This is a genomic window from Xanthobacter autotrophicus, from assembly GCF_030015065.1.
GTDB lineage: Bacteria > Pseudomonadota > Alphaproteobacteria > Rhizobiales > Xanthobacteraceae > Xanthobacter > Xanthobacter autotrophicus_D.
On record NZ_JAIVFN010000011.1, the window covers coordinates 14939 to 39523 of the forward strand.

Genomic DNA, 24585 nt, shown 5'->3' on the forward strand with positions numbered 1-24585 from the left:
CACGCCTGTTCGCCGCGGGACGGCACGACAGGCGCAAGATCTGGCGCCCGCTCACGCCTTCTTCGCCGTCACGTGCCGGCGGAAGTCGGGCTTGCGCTTCTCGCGGAAGGCGACGCCGCCTTCCCTGGACTCGTCGGTGTCGTAATAGAGGCTCAGCGCCGCCATCCCCATGGAGGAGATGCCCCGGATACTTTCCGTGTCGGCGTTGAAAGAGCGCTTGGCCAGGGAAAGGGCGGTCGGGCTGCGCTCCAGAAGCTCGGCGCACCAGCGGTCCACCTCCGCGTCCAGTTCCTCGTGCGGGACCACCGCGTTCACGAGGCCCATGGCCAGCGCCTCGGCCGCGGTGTAGCGCTTGCACAGGTACCAGATCTCCCGCGCCTTCTTCTCGCCGACGATGCGGGCGAGGTAGGCGGTGCCGAAGCCGGGATCCACCGAGCCCACCTTGGGGCCCACCTGGCCGAGCTGCGCCTTGTCCGAGGCGATGGTGAGGTCGCAGATGGTGGCGAGCACGTTGCCGCCGCCGATGGCGAAGCCGTTGACCCGGGCAATGACAGGCTTGGGCACGTCGCGGATGAGGCTCTGCAGTTCGTCGATGGGCAGGCCGATGGTGCCGCGCCCGTCATACTGGCCGTCATGGGCGCTCTGGTCGCCGCCGGTGCAGAACGCCTTGTCGCCGGCGCCGGTGAGCACGATGACGCCGATGGACCGGTCCCAGCCCGCCGTCTGGAAGGCGTGGATCAGCTCGTCCACCGTCTGGCCCCGGAAGGCGTTGTACTTGTCCGCGCGATTGATGGTGATGCGGGCGACGCCGGCCGGGCGCACTTCGTAGAGGATGTCTTCATAGGTCATCGGGGCTTCTCCGGAGACGTGCGATACGGATAGGGAAGGGTCCGCCGGCTCAGTTCCCGTCCCGCGCCATCTCGCGCAGGCGGAATTTCTGGATCTTGCCCGACGGGGTCTGCGGCAGCGCATCCACCACCTGGAGCCGCTCGGGGATGTACTGCATGGCCATCTTCTGGGCCTTGAGATACTCGACCATGTCTTCAAAGCTGAAGCTCATGCCCGCGCGCGGGATGACGAAGGCACAGGCCCGCTCGCCGAGGCGGGAATCCGGATAGCCCACGATCGCCACCGCCGAGACGGCGGGGTGCTTGAAGAGCAGGTTCTCCACCTCGACCACCGGGATGTTCTCGCCGCCGCGGATGATGATGTCCTTGGAGCGTCCGGCAATACGGATGTAGCCGTCGGCATCCATGCGGGCGATGTCGCCGGTGTCGAACCAGCCGTCGCGATCCACCTGCGCGAGGCCGGGGCGCTTGAGGTAGCCGACGAAATTGGAGCAGCCGCGCACCTGCAGCATGCCGTCCTCGCCGACGGCCAGCGGCTGCCCGGACACATCCACCACCCGGACCTCCATGCCCGGCAGCGGGCAACCGTCGGTGGCGGTGACCTTCTCCTGCGGATCCTCGAGGCGGGTGGTGGTCACCGCGCCGTTCTCCGACATGCCCCAGGCCGAGATGACGGCGGCGCCGAGCGCGTCCTGCGCCTTCGCCACCAGCGGCCGCGGAATGGGCGCCCCCGCCGAGACGAAGACGCGCAGGGTGGGCGTCCTGGTGCCGGTGCGGATGCAGTGGTCGGCGAGGTCGTTCAGGAAGGGGGTCGCCCCCATGGTGAAGGTGGCGCCCTCCTGCGTGATCTGGCGCGCCATCTCCTCGGCGACGAAGATGTCCTGCAGCACGGCGGTGGCGCCCAGCATGGCGGGCAGCACGAGGCCGTACATGAAGCCCAGCTGGTGGGCCATGGGCGAGGGCATATGCACCACGTCGTCCGGCCCGAGGCGCAGCCGCTCGGCGAACGGCACCAGGTTGGCCAGCATGGTGTTGGAGGTGTGGCTCACGCCCTTCGGCTCGCCGGTGGTGCCCGAGGTGTACAGCAGCTCGATGACCGCATCCGGCGACAGGCGACGGGCGGCGAGGGTCGCGCGCTCCGCCTCGGTGATGTCGGCGGCCAGCAGCCGGTCGAACGCCTCCTCGCCCTCGCCATCCACCACGAAGACGTACGCCAGCGACGGCAGCTGCGCCTGCACCGCCCTGGCGATGGCGCCATGATCCACGTTCCGGAACCGGTCTGGAACGACGAGGACCTTCGTCTCCGCGAGCCCCAGCATGAAGGTGAGCTCGCGCTCGCGGAAGATCACCATCAGCGGGTTGGAGACGGCGCCGACCTTGAGGCAGGCGAGGTGCAGCACCGGGAACTGCCACCAGTTCGGAAGCTGGAAGGCGACCACGTCGCCCTCCCCCACCCCGCGCCGCATGAGGCCGATGGCGAGCCGGTCGGAGAGGGCATCCAGCTCGCCATAGCTGATGCGGACCGTATCGCCGGCCTCCGCGCGGCTGGCGATGACCGCCGGCTTCCGCGGCCCGGCGGCCACGTGGCGGCGAAAGGGGTCGAGCAGCGTCTCGTCGCGCCACAGACCGGCCGAGGTCATGGCATCGCGACGCGTTGCCGGCATCAGATCGAACGTCATTGGGTTATTTCCTCCCGGCCGCATCCTGCGCGGCGTTTGCGCCGTCTTGACTTCAGCTGGAGGCCGCCTTCAGCGCCTCGCGGGCGATGATCATCTTCATGATCTGCGCGGTCCCGTCGCCGATCTGGAGGCCCAGCACGTCGCGCAGGCGCTGCTCGAACGGAAGCTCGGTGGAATAGCCGGCGTGGCCGTGCATCAGCAGGCAGGTCTGCACCACCTCGAAAGCGAGCTTGGGCGCCCACCACTTGCACATGGCGGCTTCCCTGGTGTGGGGCGCGCCGGCGTCCTTGGCGGCGAGGGTGCGGTAGCAGAGCAGCCGTGCGGCCTCCACCATGGTCTCCGCCTCCGCCAGCGGAAAGGTCACGCCCTGGTTGTCGGCGAGCGGGCGGCCGAACGCCTTGCGGTCCTTCACATAGGCCCAGGTCTCGGCCAGCGAGACGCGGGCCACGGCGAGGCACTGGAGGCCGATGAGGGCGCGCGAGAAGTCGAAGCCCTGCATCACCTGCACGAAGCCCGATCCCTCGGCCCCCAGCCGGTGGGAGGCGGGGACGCGGACCTTGTCGAAGAAGATGGAGCCCCGGCCGATGGCGAGCTCGCCGATGTCGTTGAAGCGGGTCCGGCTGATGCCGGGCAGCCCCATGTCCACCAGGAAGGCGGACACGCCATGCGCGCGCTCGGCGGCGGTGCCGGTGCGGGCGAAGACCACGGCCCAGTCCGCCTGGTCGGCCATGGAAATGGAGGTCTTCTCGCCGTCGAGGAGATAATCCTCCCCGTCGCGGGTGGCCTTCAGGGCGAGGGAGGCGGCGTCCGAGCCGCCCCGGGGCTCGGTGAGCGCCAGGGCGATGAGCAGCTCTCCGGCGACCACCTGCGGCAGGATCTCCGCGGCAATGGCGGGCGCGGCGTGGCGGGCGACGATGGCGCCGCAGAGCGAGGAGAGGAGCTGGATGTAGCCGACGTTGAAATCCCCTTCCGAGATGGCCTCGAGGACCACGCCGGCGGTGACGTGGTCGGCGCCGAGGCCGCCATATTCGGTCGGGAACTCCACGCCGATGAGGCCGAGCGCGCCCATCTGCCGGCGCAGCTCCAGCGGCACGCTCGCGCTCAGCTCGCGGGCCTTGTAGCCGGGGGCGAGGACATCGGCGGCGAAGCGCCGGGTCGTCTCGGCGAAGCTCGCCTGGTCAGCCGTCAGGCCGAACGGGACCTCCGGGGCGGTGTCCAGGGGGCGGGATGCTGTCACGTTCATGGTCGCTGCCTCAGGCGGGGGCGAGGAAGGACGCGGCGGCCCGCCCGGCGTTCCGCACGCTTCTCGCGGGCGGCACCGGCGCCTTGGCGACCCGTCCCGCCCCGAGCATCCCTCACCTAATATATAAATACATTGTTATAACTTCCGGCAACCTTATGGCCCTCGAATTTTAATGTCAAGACATTGATATATTTTTCGGCTTCCGGGAAAGTCCGCCCCTGCCTCCACCTCCTGAAGGAAGCCAGGAACCCCATGCATCCCTTGATTTTCGATGGCCTTCGCAGCCCCTTCGGCCGCCATGCCGGCGCGCTGGCAAACGTGCGCCCGGATGATCTTCTCGCCGGCGTGATCTCCGCCGTCCTCGCCCGCAGCCCGCTCCCTGCGGAGGAGATCGAAGACGTCATCGCCGGCTGCACCAACCAGGCCGGCGAGGATGCCCGCAACGTGGCCCGTCATGCCGGCCTCCTGGCCGGTGTTCCGGAACGCGCGGGCGGCATCACCCTCAACCGGCTGTGCGGCTCGGGGCTTGCGGCGGTGGCGGACGCGGCGCGGGCGATCCGATGCGGCGAGGGCGAACTGTTCATGGCGGGCGGCGTCGAGGTGATGAGCCGCGCCCCCTTCGTCATGGGCAAGGCGACGAGCGCCTTCAGCCGGGAGGTGGCGGTGTTCGATTCCACCATCGGGGCGCGCTTCTCCAATCCGCGGATCGACGCCGCCTTCGGCACCGATTCCATGCCCCAGACCGCCGACAACATCGCGGCGGAGCTCGGCATCGGCCGCGCGGAAACGGACGATTTCGCCCTGCGCTCCCAGCAGCGCTACGAGGCCGCCCGCACCGCCGGCTTCCATGACGGGGAGATCGCCCCGGTCGCCGTTCCGCACGGACGCGGCAAGCCAGCGGTCATCGTGACGGCCGACGAGCATCCCAGGCCCCAGACCACGTCCGCCTCGCTGGAGAAGCTGCCGCCCCTGTTCGCGGGCGGCGTGGTGACCGCGGGCAACGCCTCCGGCATCAATGACGGCGCGGCGGCGCTCCTGATCGGTTCGGAGCGGATGGCGGCGCGTTTCGGCGCGCGTCCGCGCGGGCGCATCCTGTCGGCGGCCGTCGCTGGCGTCGCGCCGCGCGTCATGGGCCTGGGGCCGGTGCCCGCCACGCAGAAGGCTCTGGCGCGGGCGGACCTGACGCTGGCGCAGATGGACGCGATCGAGATCAACGAGGCCTTCGCCACCCAGGTCCTCGGTTGCCTGCGGGGCCTCGGCCTTGCAGCGGACGACCCCCGCGTCAATCCCAATGGCGGTGCGATCGCCATCGGCCATCCGCTGGGCGCCTCGGGCGCGCGCCTCGCCTTGACGGCGCTGCGGCAGCTGGAAGCCACCGGCGGCCGCTACGGGCTCGTCACCATGTGCATCGGCGTGGGCCAGGGGATCGCGATGGTGCTCGAACGGATCTAGAGCACACGCCGACCATCAAGCCGGAGCGCGATCCGGACGCCGCCACGCCTGGGTGTCGCGTCCCGGCCGCAATTAATATCAACTACTAGACATATATTATATCATATGATTGATATAAATGAGAGCGCCAAAAACCTGCTGAACAGGCGCCTTTCAGGGAGGATTCCAATGGTCGGTCGCGCGTGCATCTGCGGGCTTTTAGCCGGCCTGGTCCTGTGGGCCGGGCCGGGACAGGCCGAGACGAACATCAAGATCGGCGTGCTCAGCGACATGTCCGGCCCCTATTCCGATCTCGCGGGGCCGGGCTCGGTGGTCGCCGCGCGGCTGGCGGTGGAGGATTTCAAGGGGGCATCTAGGGGGATCACCGTGGATATCCTCTCCGGCAATCACCAGAACAAGGCCGATATCGGCTCGGTGATCGCCCGGTCCTGGATCGACCAGGACGGCGTGGATGTCATCGCCGACGTCACCGGTTCGCCGGTGGCGCTGGCGGTCAGCCAGATCGTCAAGGACAAGAACCGGATCCAGCTCAATGCCGGAGCGGCAACCGCCGACCTGACCGGCTCCAGGTGCAGCGCCAATACCATCCACTGGACCTACGACACCTGGGCCAACGCCAACGGCACCGGCAGCGCCTTCGTCAGGCAGGGCGGGACGAGCTGGTTCTTCATCGCCGTGGACCAGGCCTCCGGCCATGCCATGGAGCGGGACACCGCCGCCGTGGTGAAGGCCGCGGGCGGGACCGTGCTCGGCTCCGTCAAGCACCCGCTCGGCACCAGCGACTTCTCGTCCTACCTGCTGCGCGCCCAGTCATCGGGCGCCAGGGTGCTGGGGCTCGCCAGCGGCGGCGAGGACATGATCAACGCCATCAAGCAGGCGTCGGAATTCGGCATCGTGCAGGGCGGCCAGTCCATCGCCGGGCTGTTCACCTTCATCACCGACATTCACGCCCTCGGCCTGAAGCTCGCCCAGGGCCTCGTGCTCACGGAAGCCTTCTACTGGGACCGCGATGATGCGAGCCGCGCCTGGTCCAGGCGCTTCGCCGCGGCGTTCGGCGGCAAGATGCCGACCCAGGTCCATGCCGGCGTCTACTCCTCCACCATGCACTACCTCAAGGCGGTCGAGGCCGCCGGCACCAAGGACACCGCGACGGTGCTCGCCAGGATGCGCGAGATGCCCATCGACGACCCCCTGTTCGGCAAGGGCGAGGTGCGGATCGACGGGCGCGCGGTGCACGACATGTTCCTGTTCCGCGTCAAGACCCCGGCCCAGTCCAGGGGCGAGTGGGACCTCTACGAGACCCTCGCCACCATCCCGGCGTCGCAAGCCTTCCGGCCCCTGTCGCAGGGCGGCTGCCCACTCGTCAAATAGGCGCCGGGCGGCACGGCTCGCCCGCCGGGCGTCCCTCAGTGCCCGTGCCCCTCGTGATCATGGCGATCGTGATCATGGCCATCGTGATCGTGCGCGGGCAGGGAGACGCCGAAGACCTTGACCAGGTCGGCCACCTGCTCCGGCGACAGATAGCGCGGGTTCAGGCCGCGCAGCAGCAGATAGAGCCGGGCGGTTTCCTCCAGCTCCTCGGTGGCGAACACGGCGGCCTCCAGCGTGTCGCCGGCCACCACCGGGCCGTGATTTGCAAGCAGCACCGAGGAATAGCGCCCCGCCAATCCCCGGATGGCATCGGACACCGCCGGATCGCCGGGCCGATAATAGGGCACCAGCGCGGTCTGGCCGCAGCGCATCAGGTAATAAGGCGTCATGGGCGGCAGAACCGCCCTCGGGTCGATCTCCGGCAGCATGGTGAGCGCCACCGCATGGGTGGAGTGCAGGTGCACGATGGCCTTCGCGGTCGAGCGCGTGTCGTAGAGCGCCTGGTGCAGCGGGATCTCCTTGGTGGGCGCATCCCCGGAGACGATCCGCCCCGCCGCGTCGAGGCGGGAGATGCGCGCCGGATCGAGGAAGCCCAGCGAAGCATTGGTGGGCGTCACCAGCCAGCCGCCATCATCGAGGCGCAGGCTGATATTGCCCGACGAGCCGGGGGTGAGGCCGCGCTCGAACAGCGAGCGGGCGAACATGCAGATGCTCTCGCGCAGTTTCGTTTCCGACATGGCAGGTCCTCGGCCCGGCCCCAGGATGAGGTCCGGGCTCCCAAGCGGGAATGGAAGAGATCGGACCGGCCGAACCAGAACGGGCCGGCTCCGAAGCGACGGAACTTAAGTGGTCGCCCCCTCAATCAGCTCGAAATCGAGCGTGATGACGGCCGGCGGCCCATCGGATGAAACGAGCCGCGCGCTGGTCTCGCCGACCTCGACGCGCGGCGTGCGGATGGTGGACAAAGGCTGCGGCGCGCAGCGGGCGACGTCGAGGCCGTTATGGCCGAACAGCGCCAGCTGGCCGGGAATGCCGATGCCCCGGGCCAGGCAGAGAAAATAGCCGCCGATGGCCATGTCGTCGTTGGAGAAGTAGACCGCGTCGAGGTCCGGGCATTGCGCGAGGAGGCGGGCGAGCCCGTCGCGCCCCGCCTCGATGGACGACGGCGCCGCGCCGATCGCCTCGGCCGCCACCTGGAGGCCGGCCTCGGCCAGCACCGCTCGGAAGCCCTCGAACCTCTTGGCGGCGCGCAGGTCGAGGGCAAGATCATGGCCCACATAGCCAATCCGCCGATAGCCGCGCCCCAGAAGGTGGCGCGCGCTGACGCGGCCGGCCTCGCGGTTGGAGAAGCCCACCACCATGTCGATGCCGACGCCGTCCGTGTCCAGCATCTCGACGATGCGGATGCCCGCGCCGCGCAGCATGGCATCCGCCCGCGGGGTGTGCTCCAGCCCGGCCACCAGCAGCCCGGTGGGACGCCAGCTGAGGAGGGACGAGATCAGCCCTTCCTCACCGTCAAGGTCATAGTCGGTGACGCCGATGACCGACTGGAAGCCGGCCTTGCCAAGCACCGAATTGGCACCCCTCAGCAGGTCCGGGAACACGATGTTGGCGAGGGAGGGAACGATGATCCCCACCAGCTTCGATCCGGTGGAGGCGAGGGTGCCGGCGATCCGGTTGGGCACATAGCCGAGCCGGGCCGCCGCCTCCAGCACGCTGGCGCGGGTCTTGGAGGAAAACGAGCCGTGGCTGCGCAGGACCCGCGAGGCCGTGCTCTCGCCGACGCCGGCCTCGCGGGCGACATCCGTGAGGGTCACGCCCGCGCCTGAGCCCATGGGAGAGCCTACGTGCGGGCCTGCGCTCGCGCGGCGCCCGGCCAGCGCGTCGTCATGCATTGAAAGGGCGTCCTTGTCGGCCACGCCTGCCCTCCCCCGCCCGGACGGGTGCACCCTGGATGCGCGACAACCGCACTTGGGGTTTTCGTGTTTGATTTCCGTTGTGTCACGCTCCTAAGGAGGCATCAAGGCGGTATTTTGGCAGCGCTACCATTTTCCATTTGGCAGCGCTGCCACTGTTTGCTATGTCCTGATGGCAGCGCTGCCATGCCTTGCGCGCAGCCCAAGACGACAGCCAACACAAACGCCACCTCCAGGGAGGACCCGATGAGCACCCAAACCGCGCCCCTCGCGGCGCACGTCGCCGTAGAACCGGACACGCAGAAGGCGGCTTACGCCAAGGTGTTCTGGCGCATCGTCCCGTTTCTGATGCTGTGCTACGTGGTCGCCTACCTCGACCGCGTGAACGTGGGCTTCGCCAAGCTCCAGATGTCCCAGGACCTCAACTTCAGCGAGACGGTGTACGGGCTCGGCGCGGGCATCTTCTTCCTCGGCTATTTCCTGTTCGAGGTGCCGAGCAACGTCATCCTGCACAAGGTGGGCGCGCGCATCTGGATCGCCCGCATCATGGTGACCTGGGGCCTCATCTCGGCCGCCTTCATGTTTGTCACCAACGCGCCCATGTTCTACGCCCTGCGCTTCCTGCTCGGCGTGGCGGAGGCCGGCTTCTATCCCGGCATCATCCTGTACCTGACCTACTGGTATCCCTCGCACCGCCGCGCCAGGATCATCGCCATCTTCATGTCGGCGATCCCGATCTCCGGCATCTTCGGCAACCCCCTGTCCGGCTGGATCATGGACAGCTTCCACGGCACCTCGGGGCTGGCCGGCTGGCAGTGGATGTTCCTCATCGAGGCCATTCCGGCCATCGCCATCGGCCTCGCCATCTATTTCTACCTCGACAACGGCATCCGCGACGCCAAGTGGCTGAGCGCCGAGCACAAGGCCGTGCTGGAGCATGAAATCGCCCAGGAGGAGCGCACCAAGGAAGGCCACCACTCCATCGCCGGCGTGTTCCGCGACAGGCGGGTGTGGCTCATGAGCTTCATCTATTTCTGCTTCGTCATGGGCCAGTACGCCCTGACCTTCTGGATGCCCACCCTGGTGAAGTCCACGGGCGTCACCGGCAACTTCCATATCGGCCTCGTCAGCGCCATTCCGTTCATCTGCGCCGTCATCGCCATGAACCTGATCGGCCGCAGCTCGGACCGCCATCGCGAGCGGCGCTGGCACCTCGTTATCCCGGCGCTGATGGGCGCGGTGGGGTTCACGGTGGCCGCCACCTCCACCAGCACCACGGTGGCCATCGTCTTCCTGTCCGTCGCCGCCGCCGGAGCCATCTCCTGCGCACCGCTGTTCTGGTCCCTGCCCACCGCCTTCCTGGCCGGAACGGGCGCCGCCGCCGGCATCGCGCTGATCAATTCGGTGGGCAACCTCGCCGGCTTCGTCAGCCCCTACCTGATCGGCTTCCTGAAGGACCTCACCGGCTCGACCCAGGTGGGCATGTATGCCCTCGCGGCGATCCTGGTGGCGGGCGCGGCGGCGGTGCTGACCACTTCGCCCAGGCTCGTCAACAAGTGAACGCACGTCCTCCCGCGGGGCGCTCCGCGGGAGGTCCCGTATGGGCACGCCGCCCCAGCGCAGCTCCCTTTCCGAGGATCAGGTCATGGCAGAACAGTTCTCGCCCGAGGTCGCCAAATCGGGTGCGGTCAAGTCGGGGGCGACGGGGACCGGGCGCGCCGCCGTCATCGGGCTCGGCTCCATGGGCTACGGCATGGCCCAGTCCCTGAAGCGCGCCGGCTTCGACGTGGCCGGCTTCGACGTGAACCCCGCCGCCGTGGAACGCTTCGCCGCCGAGGGCGGGCGCGGCGCCACGAGCCCGGCCGAGGCCGCCCGCGACGCCGACATGGTGGTGAGCGTGGTGGTGAACGCCGCCCAGACCGAGGCGATCCTGTTCGGCACCGACGGCGTGGCGCAGACGCTGGCGGACGGCGCCGTCTTCCTCTCCTGCGCCACCATGGACCCGGAGGTCGCCCGCGCCCTCGCCGCCCGCATCGAGGCCACCGGCCGGCTCTATCTCGACGCCCCCATCTCCGGCGGCGCCCAACGCGCGGCGGAAGGCGCCCTCACCATCCTCGCCTCCGGCAGCCCGGCGGCCTTCGCCAAGGCGCGGCCGGCGCTGGATGCCATGGCGGCGAAGCTCTATGAGCTGGGCGATGCGCCCGGCCAGGGCGCGGCCTTCAAGATGATCAACCAGCTGCTCGCCGGCGTGCACATCGCGGCGGCGAGCGAGGCCATCGCGTTCGCCGCACGGCAGGGGCTCGACATCGCCAAGGTCTATGAGGTCATCACCGCCTCGGCCGGCAACAGCTGGATGTTCGAGAACCGCATGCCCCACGTGGTGGACGGCGACTATACGCCAAAAAGCGCCGTGGACATCTTCGTGAAGGATCTCGGCATCATCCAGGACATGGCGCGCAGCGCCAAATTCCCGGTGCCGGTCTCCGCCGCCGCGCTGCAGATGTTCCTGGCCACCTCCGCCGCCGGCATGGGGCGCGACGACGACGCCTCCGTCGCCCGGCTCTATGCCCGCATCACCGGCACCAGGCTGCCCGGCGATCCGGCCTGAGCCGGGCCCCGCTTGCGCCCGCGCGCGGATTGGTGCGTCCTTCCAGCCGCACCGACCGCCGCGCAACCGACCCCTTTCGGGAAGATCCCCATGCCGCGCTTCGCCGCCAACCTCACCATGATGTTCACCGAGTGGCCGTTCCTCGACCGCTTCGCCGCCGCCGCCGATGCCGGCTTCACCGCGGTGGAATTCCTCTTCCCCTACGAGCACGCGCCGGACGCGGTGGGCGAGCGCCTCGCCCGCAACGGCCTGACCCAGGCCCTGTTCAACCTGCCCCCCGGCGACTGGGCGGCCGGCGAGCGCGGCATCGCCGCCTTTCCCGAGCGCTTCGACGAAGTGAAGGCGAGCGTCGCCACCGCCCTCATTTATGCCGAAGCCACCGGGGTGAAGCGGCTGCATCTCATGTCCGGCCTTGCCGACCGCAACGACCCCAAGGCCCGCGCCGCCTATCGCGAGGCGGTAGCCTACGCCGCCGGCGCGCTGGTGGACAAGGGCCTAGACCTGGTGCTGGAACCCATCAACGCCCGCAACATGCCGGGCTATTTCCTCAACGATTTCGGCTTCGCGCAAGTGCTCATCGCCGAGCTGGGCCTGCCCAATTTGAAGCTTCAGTTCGACATCTATCACTGCCAGATCATCCATGGCGACGTGACCATGCGGCTGCGCCAGCTCATGCCCATCACCGGCCATGTGCAGATCGCCAGCGTGCCCTCCCGCAACGAGCCGGACGGCGAGGAGCTGAACTATCCGTTCCTGTTCGCCGAGCTGGACCGCCTCGGCTATGACGGCTTCGTGGGCTGCGAGTACAATCCGCGCGCCGGCACGGTGGAAGGGCTCGGCTGGTTCGCGCCTTATGCCGCCGCCCCGGCCCTCAAGGCGGGAGCGAACGGATGACCCTCGCCCTCGGTACCATCGCCGACGACTATACCGGCGCCTCCGACCTCGCCAACACTTTGGCCAAGAACGGCCTGCGCACGGTGCAGACCGTGGGCATCCCGGCCGACGACCTGCCGCTCGGCGACGTGGACGCGGTGGTGGTCTCGCTGAAGATCCGTTCCGTGCCGGCCGCCGAGGCGGTGGAGAAGGCCCGCGCCGCCGACCGCTGGCTCAGGGCGCGGGGTGCCGGCCACGTCATGTACAAGATCTGCTCTACCTTCGATTCCACCGACGAAGGCAATATCGGCCCGGTGCTCGACGCGCTCTCCGCTGACGCCGGGGCGGCGGCGGTGCTGGTCACCCCCGCCTTTCCGGAAACCGGGCGCACGGTCTATCAGGGCCATCTTTTCGTCGGCGCGGTGCCGCTGAACGAGAGCCCGCTGAAGGACCACCCCCTCAACCCCATGCATGACGCCAACCTCGTGCGCGTGCTGGCCCGGCAGAGCCTCCGTCCATCCGGCCTGCTGCCGCTGGCCACGGTGGCGGACGGCGCCAATGCCATCCGCGCCCGTCTCGCCGCGCTCGCGGCCGACGGGATCGGCGGCGTGATCGCCGACGCCGTGTTCGAGCGTGACCTCGAAGCCCTCGGCACCGCCGCGCTCGATGCCAAAGTCTCGGTGGGCGCATCGGGCCTCGGCCTCGGCCTCGCCCGCGGCCTCGTCTCGGCGGGCCGCGTGCTGCGCGTGGATGCGACGGCGTCGGTCATGGCCGGAGTCGGCGGGCTGGCGGCCTGCATCGCCGGCAGCTGCTCCAAGGCCACGCTGGAACAGGTCGCGCGGGCCGAGGCGACCATGCCGGTGCTGCGCCTGTCCGCCGAGGCGCTGGTCTCCGGCCCGGCCGAAGCCGCGCGGGCTCTGGAATGGGCCGCGAGCCGCATCGAAAGCGGTCCCGTCCTCGTCGCATCGAGCGCCTCGCCGGACGAGGTGGCGCGCCTTCAGGCCCTCCACGGGCGCGAGGCCGCCGGCCATGCCATCGAGCAGGCGCTGGCGACCATCGCCGAAGGCCTCGTGGCGGGCGGCGTCCGCCGGCTGGTGGTGGCCGGCGGCGAGACCTCCGGCGCCGTGGTGGACCGCCTGCGCATCCCCGCATTCGCGCTGGGGCCGGAGATCGCGGCCGGCGTTCCGGTGCTGCGGACCATCGGCGGCGGGCATGGCGACCTTCTCATGGCGCTGAAGTCCGGCAATTTCGGCGGCACCGACTTCTTCACCGACGCCCTGGGCCTGATGTCGAAATAGCCGCAAGGCCTGCCACGCATACACCGGGCTTCGCTGCGCGGGCTCCGACCGGGTCGAAACGGCCCCGTCGGAGCCCGTTCGCGTTTCCGGGTCCCCCGCCGGCTCCTGCTTGCATTTCTGCAAACCCAGCTGTCGCACCACCTCTCTTTGCTTTGCCCGGCGCCAACCTAATATCCACCCCGACACCTCTTGGGCCGCCTGGACGGCCACGGAACACACACATGATCGAGCATCGCCCCTTCGACAGCCTCGGCAAGGCCGACCACGGCTGGCTCAAGGCCCGCCACCATTTCTCGTTCGCCAGCTATTTCGATCCCGCCCGCATGAGCCACGGCAAGCTCAGGGTCTGGAACGACGACGAGATCGCGCCCGGCACCGGCTTTCCGCCCCACCCGCACGCCGACATGGAAATCATCACCTATGTCCGCGAGGGTGCCATCACCCACGAGGACAGCCTGGGCAATCGCGGCCGCACCGTCGCCGGCGATGTGCAGGTGATGAGCGCCGGGCGCGGCATCCGGCACTCCGAATACAATCTCGAAGCCGGTCCGACGCGCATCTTCCAGATCTGGATCGAACCGGACCAGGCCGGCGGCGCGCCCGCCTGGGGCACCCACCCCTTCCCCAGGGCCGACCGCTCCGGCCGCTTCGTCGCCCTGGCGAGCGGCATCGAGGGGGATGCCGAGGCCCTGCCGATCCGCGCCCGGGCCCGCGTCCTCGGCGCCACGCTGAAGGCAGGCGAGACCATCGACTACGCCCCCGCCGTCGGCCTCAACACCTATCTGGTGCCCGCCTCCGGCGCGGTGGAGGTGAACGGCGTCCGCGTCGCCACCCGCGACGGCGCCGCCATCTCCGGCGAGGCCGCCCTCACCATCACCGCGCTGGAAGACAGCGAGCTGGTGCTGGTGGAAGCCGCCTGACCCCCTCCCCGATCACTCCCGATTTCTCAAGGAGCCCACCATGGCCAAAGTCCTCGTCCTGTATTATTCCGCCTACGGCCACATTGAGCAGATGGCGGAAGCCGTCGCCGCCGGTGCCCGCGAGGCCGGCGCCACCGTCGACATCAAGCGCGTGCCGGACCTGGTGCCGGAAGAAGTGGCCAAGGCGGCCCACTTCAAACTCGACCAGAAGGCCCCCATCGCCACCGTCGCGGAACTGGCCGAGTACGACGCCATCATCGTGGGCACCGGCACGCGCTTCGGGCGCATGGCTTCGCAGATGGCCAATTTCCTCGATCAGGCCGGCGGCCTGTGGGCGCGCGGCGCGCTGCACGGCAAGGTGGGCGGCGCCTTCACCTCCACCGCCACCCAGCACGGCGGCCAGGAGGTGACGCTGTTCTCCATCATCACCAACCTCATGCATTTCGGCATGGTGATCGTGGGCCTCGACTATGGCTATGCCGGCCAGATGACCCTCGACGAGATCACCGGCGGCAGCCCCTATGGCGCCACCACCATCACCGGCGGCGACGGCTCCCGCCAGCCGTCGAAAATCGAGCTGGACGGCGCCCGCTACCAGGGCCGGAAGATCGCCGAGACCGCCATCAAGCTGCACGGCTGACGGCTCGGGCCGGCAGGGCCCGTTCTTCAACTGGAGGACGGCCGGGGCCAGGGCTCCGGCCGCTTTTTCATATCCATACACCGGCTGTTCAGCCAACCGATGCCGTGCCATAAATCGTTTTAGAAGATGCGACCGAAGCCGCTGGGGCCTGGGGAGGACAGCCGCCGTGTCACGGAACGACCGGCCTCGCGCAGGTGCGCCCGGCCTTGCCGCATCATGAGAGAGGAGACCGGGGCCAAGCCCGGATCGCCGATGCCGCGCGACACTCACTGAAGGTGACCCATGCCCACATTCCCTGCCGCGCGCCCGTTCAAGGGCGTGTTCCCGGTGGCGCCCACCGTGTTCGACGCTGCCGGCGCCCTTGACCTCGACGGCCAGAAGCGCGCCATCGACTGCATGATCCATGCCGGCTCCCACGGCATCTGCATCCTCGCCAACTTCTCCGAGCAGTTCGTGCTGACCGACGACGAGCGCGACCGCGTCATGGTCACGGTGCTGGAGCATGTGGCGGGACGGGTACCGGTGATCGTCACCACCACCCATTTCTCCACCGCCGTCTGCGCCGGGCGCTCGCGTCGGGCGCAGGATCTGGGCGCGGCCATGGTAATGATCATGCCGCCCTATCACGGCGCCACCTTCCGGGTGCCGGAGGCCTCCATCTACGAGTTCTACAAGGCGGTGTCCGACGCCATCTCCATCCCCATCATGGTGCAGGATGCTCCCGTGGCGGGCACGCCCCTGTCGGTGCCGTTCCTCGCCCGCATGGCGCAGGAGATCGGCAACCTCGCTTATTTCAAGATCGAGGTGCCCCAGGCCGCCGCCAAGCTGCGCGCCCTCATCGAGGCGGGCGGCGCGGCCATCGAGGGGCCGTGGGACGGGGAAGAGGCCATCACCCTCATGGCCGACCTCGACGCCGGGGCCACCGGCGCCATGACGGGTGGCGGCTATCCGGACGGCATCCGCCAGATCACCGATCCCTATTTCGCCGGCGACCGCGAGGCTGCCATGGACGCCTACCAGCGCTGGCTCCCCCTCATCAATTACGAGAACCGCCAGTGCGGCCTCGCGGCCTGCAAGGTGCTGATGAAGGAAGGCGGCGTCATCGCCCACGAGACCGTGCGCGCGCCTTTGCCGGCCATGCACCCCGCCACCCGCGCCGGCCTGATCGAGATCGCGCGGCGGCTCGATCCGCTGGTGCTGCGCTGGGGGAAATGATCATCAAAGACTGATCCGGGTCGTCATCTTATTTGCCATCGCCCTCGGTCTTCGACCGAGGCCAAGTGGGCCGCTCGAACGCCGCGCGGGCTTGACCGATGGCCCACGAGCTAAGCTCATGGGCCATCGGCAGACCCATGCCGGACCGCTGCCGTTCGAGGGCGAGACGCGATGACGACCTCCATCCTGCGCGAGAATTTCGGCCTGCTGCCCCATGGCCCGGTGGTGGAGCGGGTGCGGCTCACGGGCGCTGGCGGCTTCGAGGCCTCGGTCATCACCTATGGCGCGGCGCTCCAGGCGCTGCGCGTGCCCGATGCCCATGGCGTGCTCGCCGACGTGGTGCTCGGCCATGAGGACGCCGCCGGCTATGGCCGGACGCGCGATTTCTACGGCGTCACCGTGGGCCGCTTCGCCAACCGCATCGCCGGGGCCGGCTTCGAGCTGGACGGCGCCCGCGTCAGCCTCGACGCCAATGACGGCGCCAACATGCTGCACGGCGGCTTCGAGGGCTTTGACCGGGCGCTGTGGACCATCGAGGCCCTGGACGAAGCCCCGGTGCCCGCGGTCACCCTGCGCCACACCAGCCCGGACGGCGCCGGCGGCTTTCCCGGCACGCTGGAGGTCCGCGTCACCTACAGCCTCTCCGGCCCGGGCGAACTGACCATCGCCTTTTCGGCGGTGACCGACCGGCCCACCGTGGTGAACCTCACCAATCACGCCTTCTTCAACCTGGACGGGGTGGAGACCGGCGGCGACATCCTCGGCCATCACCTCACCATCGCCGCCGAGAGCTTTCTCGCCACCGACGCTACGGCGATCCCCCTGCCCGGCCCGCCGCGCACGGTGGACGGCACGCCGTTCGATTTCCGCGCCGGCGCGCTCATCGGCGCGCGGATTCGGGACGACGACGAGCAATTGCGCTTCGGGCGCGGCTACGACCACAATTACTGTCTTGAGCCCGCCACCACGCCCCGCCTCGCCGCCCGCGTGCGAGCCGCGAAGTCGGGCCGGGTGATGGAGCTGCTGACCGACCAGCCGGGCGTGCAATTTTATTCGGGCAACGTCATCGACGGCGCGGCGCAGGGCAAATATGGCCGGCTGCACCGCCAGTCCGATGCCTTCTGCCTGGAGCCGCAAGCCTGGCCCGACGCGCCCAACCGGCCGGATTTTCCCTCCGCCCGGCTCGATCCCGGCGAGACCTACCGCCACGTCTCCCTCTACCGCTTTTCCACCCTCTGAGACTGGGTCAGGCGCCGCCCTGAAGGCCCAGGACTGCGCCGACGATAGCCGGTGAGCAAAGCTCATCGGCTATTGGGCCAGCCCGCGCGGCGCCCGAGCCGACCCGCCTGGCGTCGATTGAAGACAAACCGGTGGTATCAGGCCGCAAGCACCGCCGCGGCCCGGCTGAGGGCCTCGATGGCGGCCCAGTCGCCAGCGGCCACCTGGGCCTTCGGCAGCATCCAGGAGCCGCCGACGCAGATCACGTTGGGCAATGCGAGATAGCCCGGCGCGGTGGCAAGGCTGATGCCGCCGGTGGGGCAGAAGGTGAGCTGCGGCAAGGGCGAAGCAATGGACGCGAGATAGGCGCTGCCGCCCGCGGGCTCGGCCGGGAAGAACTTGGCGTAGCGATAGCCGTGCTCGATCAGCCGCATGGCCTCCCCCGCCGTGGCGATGCCGGGCAGAAGCGGGATGCCGGACGAGGCGGCGGCATCGAGCAGGCGCGAGGTGGCGCCGGGCGAGACGGCAAAGCGCGCGCCGGCCTTCTCGGCCTCCGCGAGCTGGGCGGCGTCGAGCACCGTGCCGACGCCGGGAATGGCGCCCTCCACCTCCTGTGCCACGGCGCGGATGGCATCCATGGCCGCGTCGGTGCGCAGGGTGATCTCGATGGCCGGCAGGCCTCCGGCCACCAAGGCGCGGGCGAGCGGGACGGCGTCTGCGGCACGCTCCACCACCACCACGGGCACCACCGGCGCGCGGGACAGGATGCTGTGGAGACCGGACTGGATCTGATCGTTCACGCGAAAACCTCCTGGAAAATGCTTGCGCCGTCGCGGGAGAACAGGAACGGCGTCCTGCCGGCCCCGCCTTGGGTGATGCCGCCGCACAACCGGCAGGGACCGGCCGCAATGTCAGTCGTCGCCGGCCCAGGTTCGCCCGTCGCGCTCGATGAGGGCGATGGCGGCGGCGGGGCCCCAGGTTCCCGCCGTATAGGGCTTGGGCGCCTCGCGGGACGCACGCCAGGCGTCCAGGATCGGATCGATCCAGCGCCAGGCGGCCTCCACCTCGTCGCGACGCATGAACAGGGTCTGGTTGCCGCGCACCACATCCATGATGAGGCGCTCGTAGGCGTCGGGGTTGCGCACGCCGAACACGCTGGCGAAGCTCATGTCGAGGGGCACGTGCTCAAGCCGCATGCCGCCGGGGCCGGGATCCTTGATCATCAGCCACAGCTTCACCCCCTCCTCCGGCTGCAGCCGCAGCACCAGCACGTTGGAGCGCAGCGTGCCGGCGGAGGCGTCGAACACCGAGTGCGGCACCGGACGGAAGGTGATGACGATCTCGGAGACCCGCGAGGCCAGCCTCTTGCCGGTGCGCAGGTAGAACGGCACGCCCGACCAGCGCCAGTTGCCGATCTGCGCCTTCAGCGCCACGAAGGTCTCGGTGTCCGAGGCGCCGGACCCCAATTCCTCCAGATAGCCCGGCACCGCCCCGCCCGCCGACGCGCCGGCGCGGTACTGGCCGCACACCGTGAGCTGGGCCGCATTGGCCTCGGTGATGGGTTCGAGGGCCTTGAGCACCTTCAGCTTCTCGTCGCGCACCGCGTCGGCGTCCAGCGACACCGGCGGCTCCATGGCCACGAGGCAGAGCAATTGGAGAATGTGGTTCTGCACCATGTCGCGCAGGGCGCCGGCGGTATCATAATAGCCGGCGCGGCCGGCGGTGCCGATGTCCTCGGCCACGGTGATCTGCACATGGTCCACATGCGCGCTGTTCCACACCGGCTCGAACAGGGTGTTGGCGAAGCGCAGCGCCATCAGGTTCTGCACCGTCTCCTTCCCCAGATAGTGGTCGATGCGGTAGACGTGGCGCTCCTCGAAGACCTTGCCGATGGCGTCATTGAGCGCGACGGCGCTTTCGAGGCTCTTGCCCAGCGGCTTTTCCACCACCACGCGCGCGCCTTCCGCCGCGATGCCGTGGGCGCCCAGCCGGGTGCAGATGGGGCCGAACAAGGCCGGCCCGGTGGCAAGATAGAAGACGCGGATGACATCCGCATGGGCGGCGATGGCGGCCGCAAGCTCCGGCCATCCGCTCTCCCCCTCGGCCTCCACCGGCACATAATCGAGGCGGGCGAGGAAGCGTGCCACGTCGGCGTCGTCGAGGTCTGCGGCCGGCACATATTCCGCCAGCGCCGCGCGGGCGAAGGCGACGAAGGCGTCCGGTGTCATCTGCTGGCGCGATGCCCCGACGATGGCGGCCTCCTCGGGCAGCTGGCCGGCGCGGTCGCGCTGGTACAGCGCGGGCAGCAGCTTGCGGCGGGCAAGGTCGCCGGTGGCGCCGAACACCGTGAGGACAAAGGGTTGCACCGGGATGACGCGACTCGACATCGGAGATTCGCCTTGCAGTGAGGCCCACCGGTTGCTTCGGACCCGCATCCTGGGTGGCGGCACGAGCCGGGCCGGCTCGGCGAGATTTATGCGGCGGACCCCGCCCCCGTCAATTAATAACTTAAAGTGATTTATATATTAACGGAAGAATCGCGCGAAATACATGCCGCCGGCCCGGCCGACCGGAGCCTCGGACAGCGGCCACGGCAGCGGCGCGATCGACCGGGAGCGAAAATGCCGCTTCCGTCCTCCGGATGCCGTCTCGGAAAGGCCGGCGGGGCGCAGGGCATTGCGGGCCTGTCATCGCCATGCGCATCTTCCTGCGCAAGATCATTCGGGGCCGGACGGCCCGCGGCGCGAAAGGCGGATCCATGACACGCGCGGTTGCTTCCGGCGCCAAGGCGCAGTCTGCGGCTCCGGATCCCGAGTGGTGGCGCGGCGCCGTGATCTACCAGATCTATCCGCGCTCGTTCCAGGACACCGACGGCGACGGCATCGGCGATTTGGCGGGCATCACCTCCCGGCTCGCTTATGTGGCCGACCTCGGCGTGGACGCCATCTGGCTCTCGCCCTTCTTCACCTCGCCCATGAAGGATTTCGGCTATGACGTGTCCGATTATCGCGGCGTCGATCCCGTGTTCGGCACGCTCGCCGATTTCGACGCGCTGGTGGCGCAGGCCCACCGGCTGGGACTGAAAGTCATCATCGACCAGGTGCTGAGCCACACCTCCGACCAGCATCCCTGGTTCGCGCAGAGCCGCGCCGACAGGACCAACGCCAAGGCCGACTGGTACGTCTGGGCCGATCCCGAGCCGGACGGCACGCCCCCCAGCAACTGGCTCGCGGTGTTCGGCGGCCCCGCCTGGGAATGGGACAGCCGCCGCAGGCAATATTACCTGCACAATTTCCTGACCTCGCAGCCGGACCTCAACCTGCACAATCGCGCGGTGCAGGATGCGCTGCTGGGCGAGGTCCGGTTCTGGCTCGACCGGGGCGTGGACGGGTTCCGCCTCGATGCCTGCAACTTCTACTTCCACGACCTCATGCTGCGGAGCAATCCGCCGTTCGCGGGCGAGAGCGAGGTGTCGCGGGCCAACCCCTACGCCTTCCAGGATCATGTCTTCGACAAGAACCGCCCCGAGACCCTCGGCTTCCTCCAGCGGGTGCGGGCGCTGATGGCGCTCTATCCCGGCACCATGACCGTGGGCGAGATCGGCGAGAGCGGGGCGCGGGCGCTCGCCTTGATGGCGGCCTATACCTCCGGCGGCGACAAGCTGCACATGTGCTATTCCTTCGATTTCCTCGCCGAGCCGTTCTCGGCCGCCCACTTCCGCGGGATCGTCGAGCGCTTCGAGGCCGCCGCCGCCGACAGCTGGCCGTGCTGGGCCTTCTCCAACCACGACGTGCCGCGCCACGTCTCCCGCTGGCGCGGCGGAGGGCGCGAGGGCACCCGCCTCGCCCGGCTGATGGCGGCGCTGCTCCTGTCGCTGCGCGGCTCCATCTCGCTCTATGAGGGCGAGGAACTGGGCCTTCCCGAGGCCGACCTCGCCTTCGCGGATCTGGTAGACCCCTACGGCGTGCGCTTCTGGCCGGACTTCAAGGGCCGCGACGGCTGCCGCACCCCCATGGTGTGGGAGGCCGGCGCCCCGCAGGGCGGCTTCACCACCGGCAGGCCCTGGCTCCCGGTGCCCGCCGCCCATCTGCCGCTGGCGGTGGACCGGCAGAGCGCCGACCCGTACTCCGTGCTTCAGCACTACCGCCGCCTGCTGCGCTTCCGGCGGGCCCATCCGGCCCTGGGCAAGGGCACCATCACCTTCCTCGACAGCGCGGGCGAGGTGATGGCATGGCGCCGCGACTTCGAGGGCGAGGCGCTGCTGTGCGCCTTCAATCTCGGGGCGGAGGCGGCCGCCCTTAACCTGCCCGGGGGGTGGGCGGCGCGGCCCATCGAGGATCTCGGCTTTGCCGGAACCATCGCCGGCGGGCGGGTGTCCCTCGGCCCGCTGGACGCGGTCTTCGCCCGCCTCGACCCGCTTGGCTGAGGGGAGCGAGGTGGCCGCGCACGATGCTCACCTCGCCGGATCGGACGCCGCGAACGCCAAGGCGAGCACCTGCTCGGCCGCCACCAGATGCCAGGTCACCGGCGTCGGCGAACGGACCGCCGCGGCCAGCAGGTGTCCCGGACCCAGGTCGCGCTGGAAGAGCTGCCAGTCCCCGGCCGCCCCGAACCGTTCCGCGAGACGGCCCACGCTTGGCCCCGCGCTGCCGGAAAGGCGGAAGCACACGTCGTTGCGCGGCAGCGACAGGCCGATGCCGACCGCCTTGGCGAACGCCTCGCGCAGCGTCCAGTAGGCGAAGGCCTTCCGCCGGTCGGGCGCGCAAGCCGCGAGGTCCGCGACATCCTCGTCGGCCATGATCGAGGCCAGCACCGGGAGCGGAACGTCGCGATCGTGCGCCTCCACATCCACGCCGACCAGGGGCGACAGGGCGACGGCAAGCACGACGGCTCCGCCCGAATGGGACAGGCTGAAGCCCGGTCCGGCGCCGGGGTCGCCGGCGATGCAGGGCTTGCCATACTCGCCCCGGCGGAAGGCGAGGTCCACGGGCGCGACACCCAGGCAGCGGCCGAGCACCAGCCGCTTCAGCGCATGCGCCAGCAGGAAATGGTCGCGGTCGCGGGGGAAGACGAAGGCCCGGCGGTGGTCCTCCTCCTCGGGGGTGAGGCATGCCATGAGGCGCTCGCGCAGGCCGTCGCGCTCCAGCACGCCGGTGAAGCCGTGGACGATCAGCACTTCTCCCGGACCCGGCGGCGGAAAGCCGGCGCACCCTGCATCCCCCATGGGCGCGTTCTCTTTCTTTGAGTTAGAGCACCGAGCGGACGAAGGCGATGATCGCCTGCTGCGCGGGGGTGTCCCAGAGCAGGGGCGCGTGGCCCTCGTCCGCCACCTCGTGGATCACGAGGCCCGGATGACGCTCCGCCATCCTGGCCACCGTGGCGGCGGAGAGTACGTCGGACAAGGCGCCCCGCACCACCATGGCCGGGACATGGGCGAGGGCGTCGAAGCCGGGCCACATGTCGGGCTGGGGCTGGCTCGGATCGAACGCCTTGAATGCCTCCCGGAGGGCGGGATCGTAGGCAAGGCAGGGCTTGCCGCCGGCATCGCCGTGGATCTGCCGGGCGAAGCGCTCCCACTGCGCATCGCTCAGGCCGGGGAACATGAAGCCCTGGCTTGCCTTCAGCGCCGCGACGGCCTCCGGCCAGGTCTGCGGCGGCGCGACACCCACATAGCCGGTGATGCGCAGGATGCCTTCCATCTCCACGAACGGGCCGATGTCGTTGAAGACGGCGGCGGCGAACAGGTCCGGGCGCAGCATCGCCAGCACGAACATCACGAGCCCCCCGCGCGAGGTCCCCAGGATGACCGCCCGCGAGATGCCGCGGTCGGCAAGCCCGGCCAGGATGTCCTGCGCCTCCTGGATGGGGGTGTAGGTGGTGTATGGCGCATGGCCCGAGCCGCCGCGGCCGCGATAGTCGAACGCCACCACGCGGGTAGGATGGCCGCCATCGGCCACCAAAGCCTCGGCAAGGGCCTCGTAGTCCCGCGAATTGCGGGTGAGGCCCGAGAGCAGCACCACCGGCAGCGGCGCCTGCGGATCTCCCCATTCGCGCCCGAACAGCGCAACCCCGTCCGCGCTCGGATAGGCGAAGAAGCGCGCCGGGGCCGCCTTTGGATTGTCCCCGTCTGGCTGGTCCATGTTCCCCCCCTTGCCCGGCCATTGCGGCCGCATGTCATTGCCCCGCCGCCGGCCGGGACGCCGCGCGGCGGCGCCCCTCCATGGCCGCTCCCGATGGAGCGGCCCCGGCGCGATGCGGGCGAGCCGCCCTATTCCGCCGGTGCGGCGGGCGCCTTCGCTGGGGCCGGATGCTCCCAGCCCTGGGCCTTCAGCCAGTCCACGGTGGCATCGAGCACCACATTACTCTCCGGCGCATCCCAGGCCGGCCCGGTGAAGACCGGCGGATCGACGCGCTGGAAGCGGGCGCCCAGCAGCTGGGCGCACTGCGCGCTGGTCGCCGTGGCGCCGGACTGCAGGAACAGGTCCACCAGGACCAGCGGGTTGAAGGGGTCCAGCAGCCACTGGCGATAGCCCCAGTCGGCGCTGCCCTCGGAGAGGCGGGGCGCGAGATAGCGGGACTGGCCGGCGAGATTGCGCGGCGTGCCGATGGACAGGAGAGCGATATCCTCGAGCTTCCGGCCCTGCCCCAGCGCGGCGGCGAGCGCGGTCATGGCCGGGTTGTTGGAAGCCACCGCGCCGTCCACGTAAGCCGGTCCGCTCTCGGTGCCGCCCTGGTAGATGGGATATTGCAGCGGCATGGCCATGGTGCGCAGCACCACGTCGACGATCAGCTCCACCCGGCCGATATCGCCGGCGAAATTGGTGAAGGTGCGGGGCGACCAGCTGCGCTGGGCGTCCACCAGCGCATTGTCGAGCTGCACCGTGCTGACCATCACCGGCCGCTTCACATCGGCGAGGATGGCGCCGGGGCCGAACACGTCGTCGCAGAACGCCTTGATGCGCCCGGTGGTCATGGCGGCATTGTTGCCCATGACGGTGCCGGCGATGGACCAGGGCGTCTGACTCTCCCGCACCTCGTCGTCGAAGCGCAGCACCGCCTCGAAGGCGAGGACGGGATCGTCGAACCACGCCATCAACAGCGCATTGACGGCGCCGTTGGAGGTGCCAGCGAACAGGTCGATCTGGCCCAGGACGCTGAAGCCAAGCACGTCGGCCCGGCGCTCCAGCGTCGAGAGGAACACGCCGGCCTTGCCGCCATTGCCGCCGTCCAAGGACAGGATGCGATACGTCATTCCCCTTCTCCCTTTCGTTCTAGGCATGGGGGTGAACCTCCAGCACCCGGGC

Annotated in this window: 21 protein-coding genes; 11 read left to right on the top strand and 10 right to left on the bottom strand. The window is 69.6% G+C overall.

The genetic code is table 11. The annotated features are described in order from the left end of the window. Nucleotides 1–51: 51 nt before the first annotated feature. From badI to aliB, 3 genes are read right to left on the bottom strand one after another with little or no spacing between them, the layout of a single operon-like run. A complete protein-coding gene (gene badI, locus K9U40_RS04395) occupies nucleotides 52–849 on the bottom strand; it encodes a 2-ketocyclohexanecarboxyl-CoA hydrolase (RefSeq protein WP_282888998.1) in 798 nt (265 codons plus the stop codon). Nucleotides 850–898: 49 nt separating this feature from the next. Further along, a complete protein-coding gene (locus K9U40_RS04400) occupies nucleotides 899–2527 on the bottom strand; it encodes a cyclohexanecarboxylate-CoA ligase (RefSeq protein ID WP_282888999.1) in 1629 nt (542 codons plus the stop codon). A gap of 52 nt (nucleotides 2528–2579) precedes the next feature. Next, nucleotides 2580–3770 carry a cyclohexanecarboxyl-CoA dehydrogenase gene (gene aliB, locus K9U40_RS04405; protein WP_282889000.1) on the bottom strand — a complete coding sequence of 397 codons (1191 nt, stop codon included), beginning with the start codon at nucleotides 3768–3770 and terminating at the stop codon, nucleotides 2580–2582. A 252-nt stretch (nucleotides 3771–4022) separates the two neighbouring features. Between aliB and K9U40_RS04410 the strand changes: the two genes are divergently transcribed. Next, on the top strand, nucleotides 4023–5222 hold the full coding sequence (locus K9U40_RS04410; protein ID WP_282889001.1) for a 3-oxoadipyl-CoA thiolase: 1200 nt from the start codon (nucleotides 4023–4025) through the stop codon (nucleotides 5220–5222). A gap of 168 nt (nucleotides 5223–5390) precedes the next feature. Then, nucleotides 5391–6593, top strand: a complete 1203-nt coding sequence (locus K9U40_RS04415) for an ABC transporter substrate-binding protein (RefSeq protein WP_282889002.1) — start codon at nucleotides 5391–5393, stop codon at nucleotides 6591–6593. A gap of 35 nt (nucleotides 6594–6628) precedes the next feature. On the opposite strand, the gene K9U40_RS04420 is transcribed toward K9U40_RS04415, so the two are convergent. Next, the gene (locus K9U40_RS04420) at nucleotides 6629–7330 is read right to left on the bottom strand and encodes an aldolase (RefSeq protein ID WP_282889003.1); all 702 of its coding nucleotides are present in this window, start codon (nucleotides 7328–7330) and stop codon (nucleotides 6629–6631) included. A gap of 105 nt (nucleotides 7331–7435) precedes the next feature. After that, nucleotides 7436–8428: a LacI family DNA-binding transcriptional regulator gene (locus tag K9U40_RS04425; RefSeq protein ID WP_282889021.1), complete on the bottom strand. Its 993-nt coding sequence runs from the start codon at nucleotides 8426–8428 to the stop codon at nucleotides 7436–7438. Nucleotides 8429–8755: 327 nt separating this feature from the next. Here K9U40_RS04425 and K9U40_RS04430 point away from each other — a divergent pair, with 327 nt between their 5' ends. From K9U40_RS04430 to K9U40_RS04465, 8 genes are all read left to right on the top strand, one after another. Continuing rightward, entirely contained in the window at nucleotides 8756–10069 is a 1314-nt protein-coding gene (locus K9U40_RS04430; RefSeq protein ID WP_282889004.1) for an MFS transporter, read from the top strand. A gap of 85 nt (nucleotides 10070–10154) precedes the next feature. Continuing rightward, nucleotides 10155–11117, top strand: coding sequence for an L-threonate dehydrogenase (gene ltnD, locus K9U40_RS04435; protein WP_282889005.1), 963 nt, complete (start codon nucleotides 10155–10157; stop codon nucleotides 11115–11117). A gap of 90 nt (nucleotides 11118–11207) precedes the next feature. After that, nucleotides 11208–12011: a 2-oxo-tetronate isomerase gene (gene otnI, locus K9U40_RS04440; protein ID WP_282889006.1), complete on the top strand. Its 804-nt coding sequence runs from the start codon at nucleotides 11208–11210 to the stop codon at nucleotides 12009–12011. Beyond that, nucleotides 12008–13288 carry a 3-oxo-tetronate kinase gene (gene otnK / locus K9U40_RS04445; RefSeq protein ID WP_282889007.1) on the top strand — a complete coding sequence of 427 codons (1281 nt, stop codon included), beginning with the start codon at nucleotides 12008–12010 and terminating at the stop codon, nucleotides 13286–13288. The genes otnI and otnK overlap by 4 nt, the downstream gene beginning before the upstream one ends. Before the next feature lie 221 nt (nucleotides 13289–13509). After that, complete coding sequence (locus K9U40_RS04450; RefSeq protein ID WP_282889008.1) at nucleotides 13510–14208, top strand: pirin family protein; 699 nt, start codon at nucleotides 13510–13512, stop codon at nucleotides 14206–14208. A gap of 40 nt (nucleotides 14209–14248) precedes the next feature. Continuing rightward, the gene (gene wrbA, locus K9U40_RS04455; protein WP_282889009.1) at nucleotides 14249–14848 is read left to right on the top strand and encodes an NAD(P)H:quinone oxidoreductase; all 600 of its coding nucleotides are present in this window, start codon (nucleotides 14249–14251) and stop codon (nucleotides 14846–14848) included. Between the two features lie 282 nt (nucleotides 14849–15130). Next, nucleotides 15131–16063, top strand: a complete 933-nt coding sequence (locus tag K9U40_RS04460; protein WP_282889010.1) for a dihydrodipicolinate synthase family protein — start codon at nucleotides 15131–15133, stop codon at nucleotides 16061–16063. A gap of 171 nt (nucleotides 16064–16234) precedes the next feature. Further along, entirely contained in the window at nucleotides 16235–17302 is a 1068-nt protein-coding gene (locus K9U40_RS04465) for an aldose epimerase family protein (RefSeq protein WP_282889011.1), read from the top strand. A gap of 137 nt (nucleotides 17303–17439) precedes the next feature. On the opposite strand, the gene eda is transcribed toward K9U40_RS04465, so the two are convergent. Further along, on the bottom strand, nucleotides 17440–18081 hold the full coding sequence (gene eda / locus K9U40_RS04470; RefSeq protein ID WP_282889012.1) for a bifunctional 4-hydroxy-2-oxoglutarate aldolase/2-dehydro-3-deoxy-phosphogluconate aldolase: 642 nt from the start codon (nucleotides 18079–18081) through the stop codon (nucleotides 17440–17442). A 111-nt stretch (nucleotides 18082–18192) separates the two neighbouring features. After that, the gene (gene zwf, locus K9U40_RS04475) at nucleotides 18193–19668 is read right to left on the bottom strand and encodes a glucose-6-phosphate dehydrogenase (protein WP_282889013.1); all 1476 of its coding nucleotides are present in this window, start codon (nucleotides 19666–19668) and stop codon (nucleotides 18193–18195) included. A 371-nt stretch (nucleotides 19669–20039) separates the two neighbouring features. On the opposite strand from zwf, the gene K9U40_RS04480 reads away from it, so the two are divergent. After that, nucleotides 20040–21707, top strand: coding sequence for an alpha-glucosidase (locus tag K9U40_RS04480; protein WP_282889014.1), 1668 nt, complete (start codon nucleotides 20040–20042; stop codon nucleotides 21705–21707). Nucleotides 21708–21734: 27 nt separating this feature from the next. Here K9U40_RS04480 and K9U40_RS04485 read toward each other — a convergent pair whose 3' ends face one another. The 3 genes from K9U40_RS04485 to K9U40_RS04495 all read right to left on the bottom strand — a co-directional run bounded on the left by K9U40_RS04485 (nucleotide 21735) and on the right by K9U40_RS04495 (nucleotide 24533). Then, a complete protein-coding gene (locus K9U40_RS04485; protein WP_282889015.1) occupies nucleotides 21735–22505 on the bottom strand; it encodes a 4'-phosphopantetheinyl transferase family protein in 771 nt (256 codons plus the stop codon). Nucleotides 22506–22527: 22 nt separating this feature from the next. Next, complete coding sequence (locus K9U40_RS04490; protein ID WP_282889016.1) at nucleotides 22528–23421, bottom strand: alpha/beta fold hydrolase; 894 nt, start codon at nucleotides 23419–23421, stop codon at nucleotides 22528–22530. 128 nt (nucleotides 23422–23549) lie between these two features. Then, nucleotides 23550–24533, bottom strand: coding sequence for a patatin-like phospholipase family protein (locus K9U40_RS04495; protein WP_282889017.1), 984 nt, complete (start codon nucleotides 24531–24533; stop codon nucleotides 23550–23552). Nucleotides 24534–24585 lie beyond the last annotated feature (52 nt).

Coding starts and splice junctions, on each gene's coding strand:
- badI (WP_282888998.1), bottom strand. CDS start 849: ATGACCTATGAAGACATCCTCTACGAAGTGCGCCCGGCCGGCGTCGCC.
- K9U40_RS04400 (WP_282888999.1), bottom strand. CDS start 2,527: ATGACGTTCGATCTGATGCCGGCAACGCGTCGCGATGCCATGACCTCG.
- aliB (WP_282889000.1), bottom strand. CDS start 3,770: ATGAACGTGACAGCATCCCGCCCCCTGGACACCGCCCCGGAGGTCCCG.
- K9U40_RS04410 (WP_282889001.1), top strand. CDS start 4,023: ATGCATCCCTTGATTTTCGATGGCCTTCGCAGCCCCTTCGGCCGCCAT.
- K9U40_RS04415 (WP_282889002.1), top strand. CDS start 5,391: ATGGTCGGTCGCGCGTGCATCTGCGGGCTTTTAGCCGGCCTGGTCCTG.
- K9U40_RS04420 (WP_282889003.1), bottom strand. CDS start 7,330: ATGTCGGAAACGAAACTGCGCGAGAGCATCTGCATGTTCGCCCGCTCG.
- K9U40_RS04425 (WP_282889021.1), bottom strand. CDS start 8,428: ATGGGCTCAGGCGCGGGCGTGACCCTCACGGATGTCGCCCGCGAGGCC.
- K9U40_RS04430 (WP_282889004.1), top strand. CDS start 8,756: ATGAGCACCCAAACCGCGCCCCTCGCGGCGCACGTCGCCGTAGAACCG.
- ltnD (WP_282889005.1), top strand. CDS start 10,155: ATGGCAGAACAGTTCTCGCCCGAGGTCGCCAAATCGGGTGCGGTCAAG.
- otnI (WP_282889006.1), top strand. CDS start 11,208: ATGCCGCGCTTCGCCGCCAACCTCACCATGATGTTCACCGAGTGGCCG.
- otnK (WP_282889007.1), top strand. CDS start 12,008: ATGACCCTCGCCCTCGGTACCATCGCCGACGACTATACCGGCGCCTCC.
- K9U40_RS04450 (WP_282889008.1), top strand. CDS start 13,510: ATGATCGAGCATCGCCCCTTCGACAGCCTCGGCAAGGCCGACCACGGC.
- wrbA (WP_282889009.1), top strand. CDS start 14,249: ATGGCCAAAGTCCTCGTCCTGTATTATTCCGCCTACGGCCACATTGAG.
- K9U40_RS04460 (WP_282889010.1), top strand. CDS start 15,131: ATGCCCACATTCCCTGCCGCGCGCCCGTTCAAGGGCGTGTTCCCGGTG.
- K9U40_RS04465 (WP_282889011.1), top strand. CDS start 16,235: ATGACGACCTCCATCCTGCGCGAGAATTTCGGCCTGCTGCCCCATGGC.
- zwf (WP_282889013.1), bottom strand. CDS start 19,668: ATGTCGAGTCGCGTCATCCCGGTGCAACCCTTTGTCCTCACGGTGTTC.
- K9U40_RS04480 (WP_282889014.1), top strand. CDS start 20,040: ATGACACGCGCGGTTGCTTCCGGCGCCAAGGCGCAGTCTGCGGCTCCG.
- K9U40_RS04485 (WP_282889015.1), bottom strand. CDS start 22,505: ATGGGGGATGCAGGGTGCGCCGGCTTTCCGCCGCCGGGTCCGGGAGAA.
- K9U40_RS04490 (WP_282889016.1), bottom strand. CDS start 23,421: ATGGACCAGCCAGACGGGGACAATCCAAAGGCGGCCCCGGCGCGCTTC.
- K9U40_RS04495 (WP_282889017.1), bottom strand. CDS start 24,533: ATGACGTATCGCATCCTGTCCTTGGACGGCGGCAATGGCGGCAAGGCC.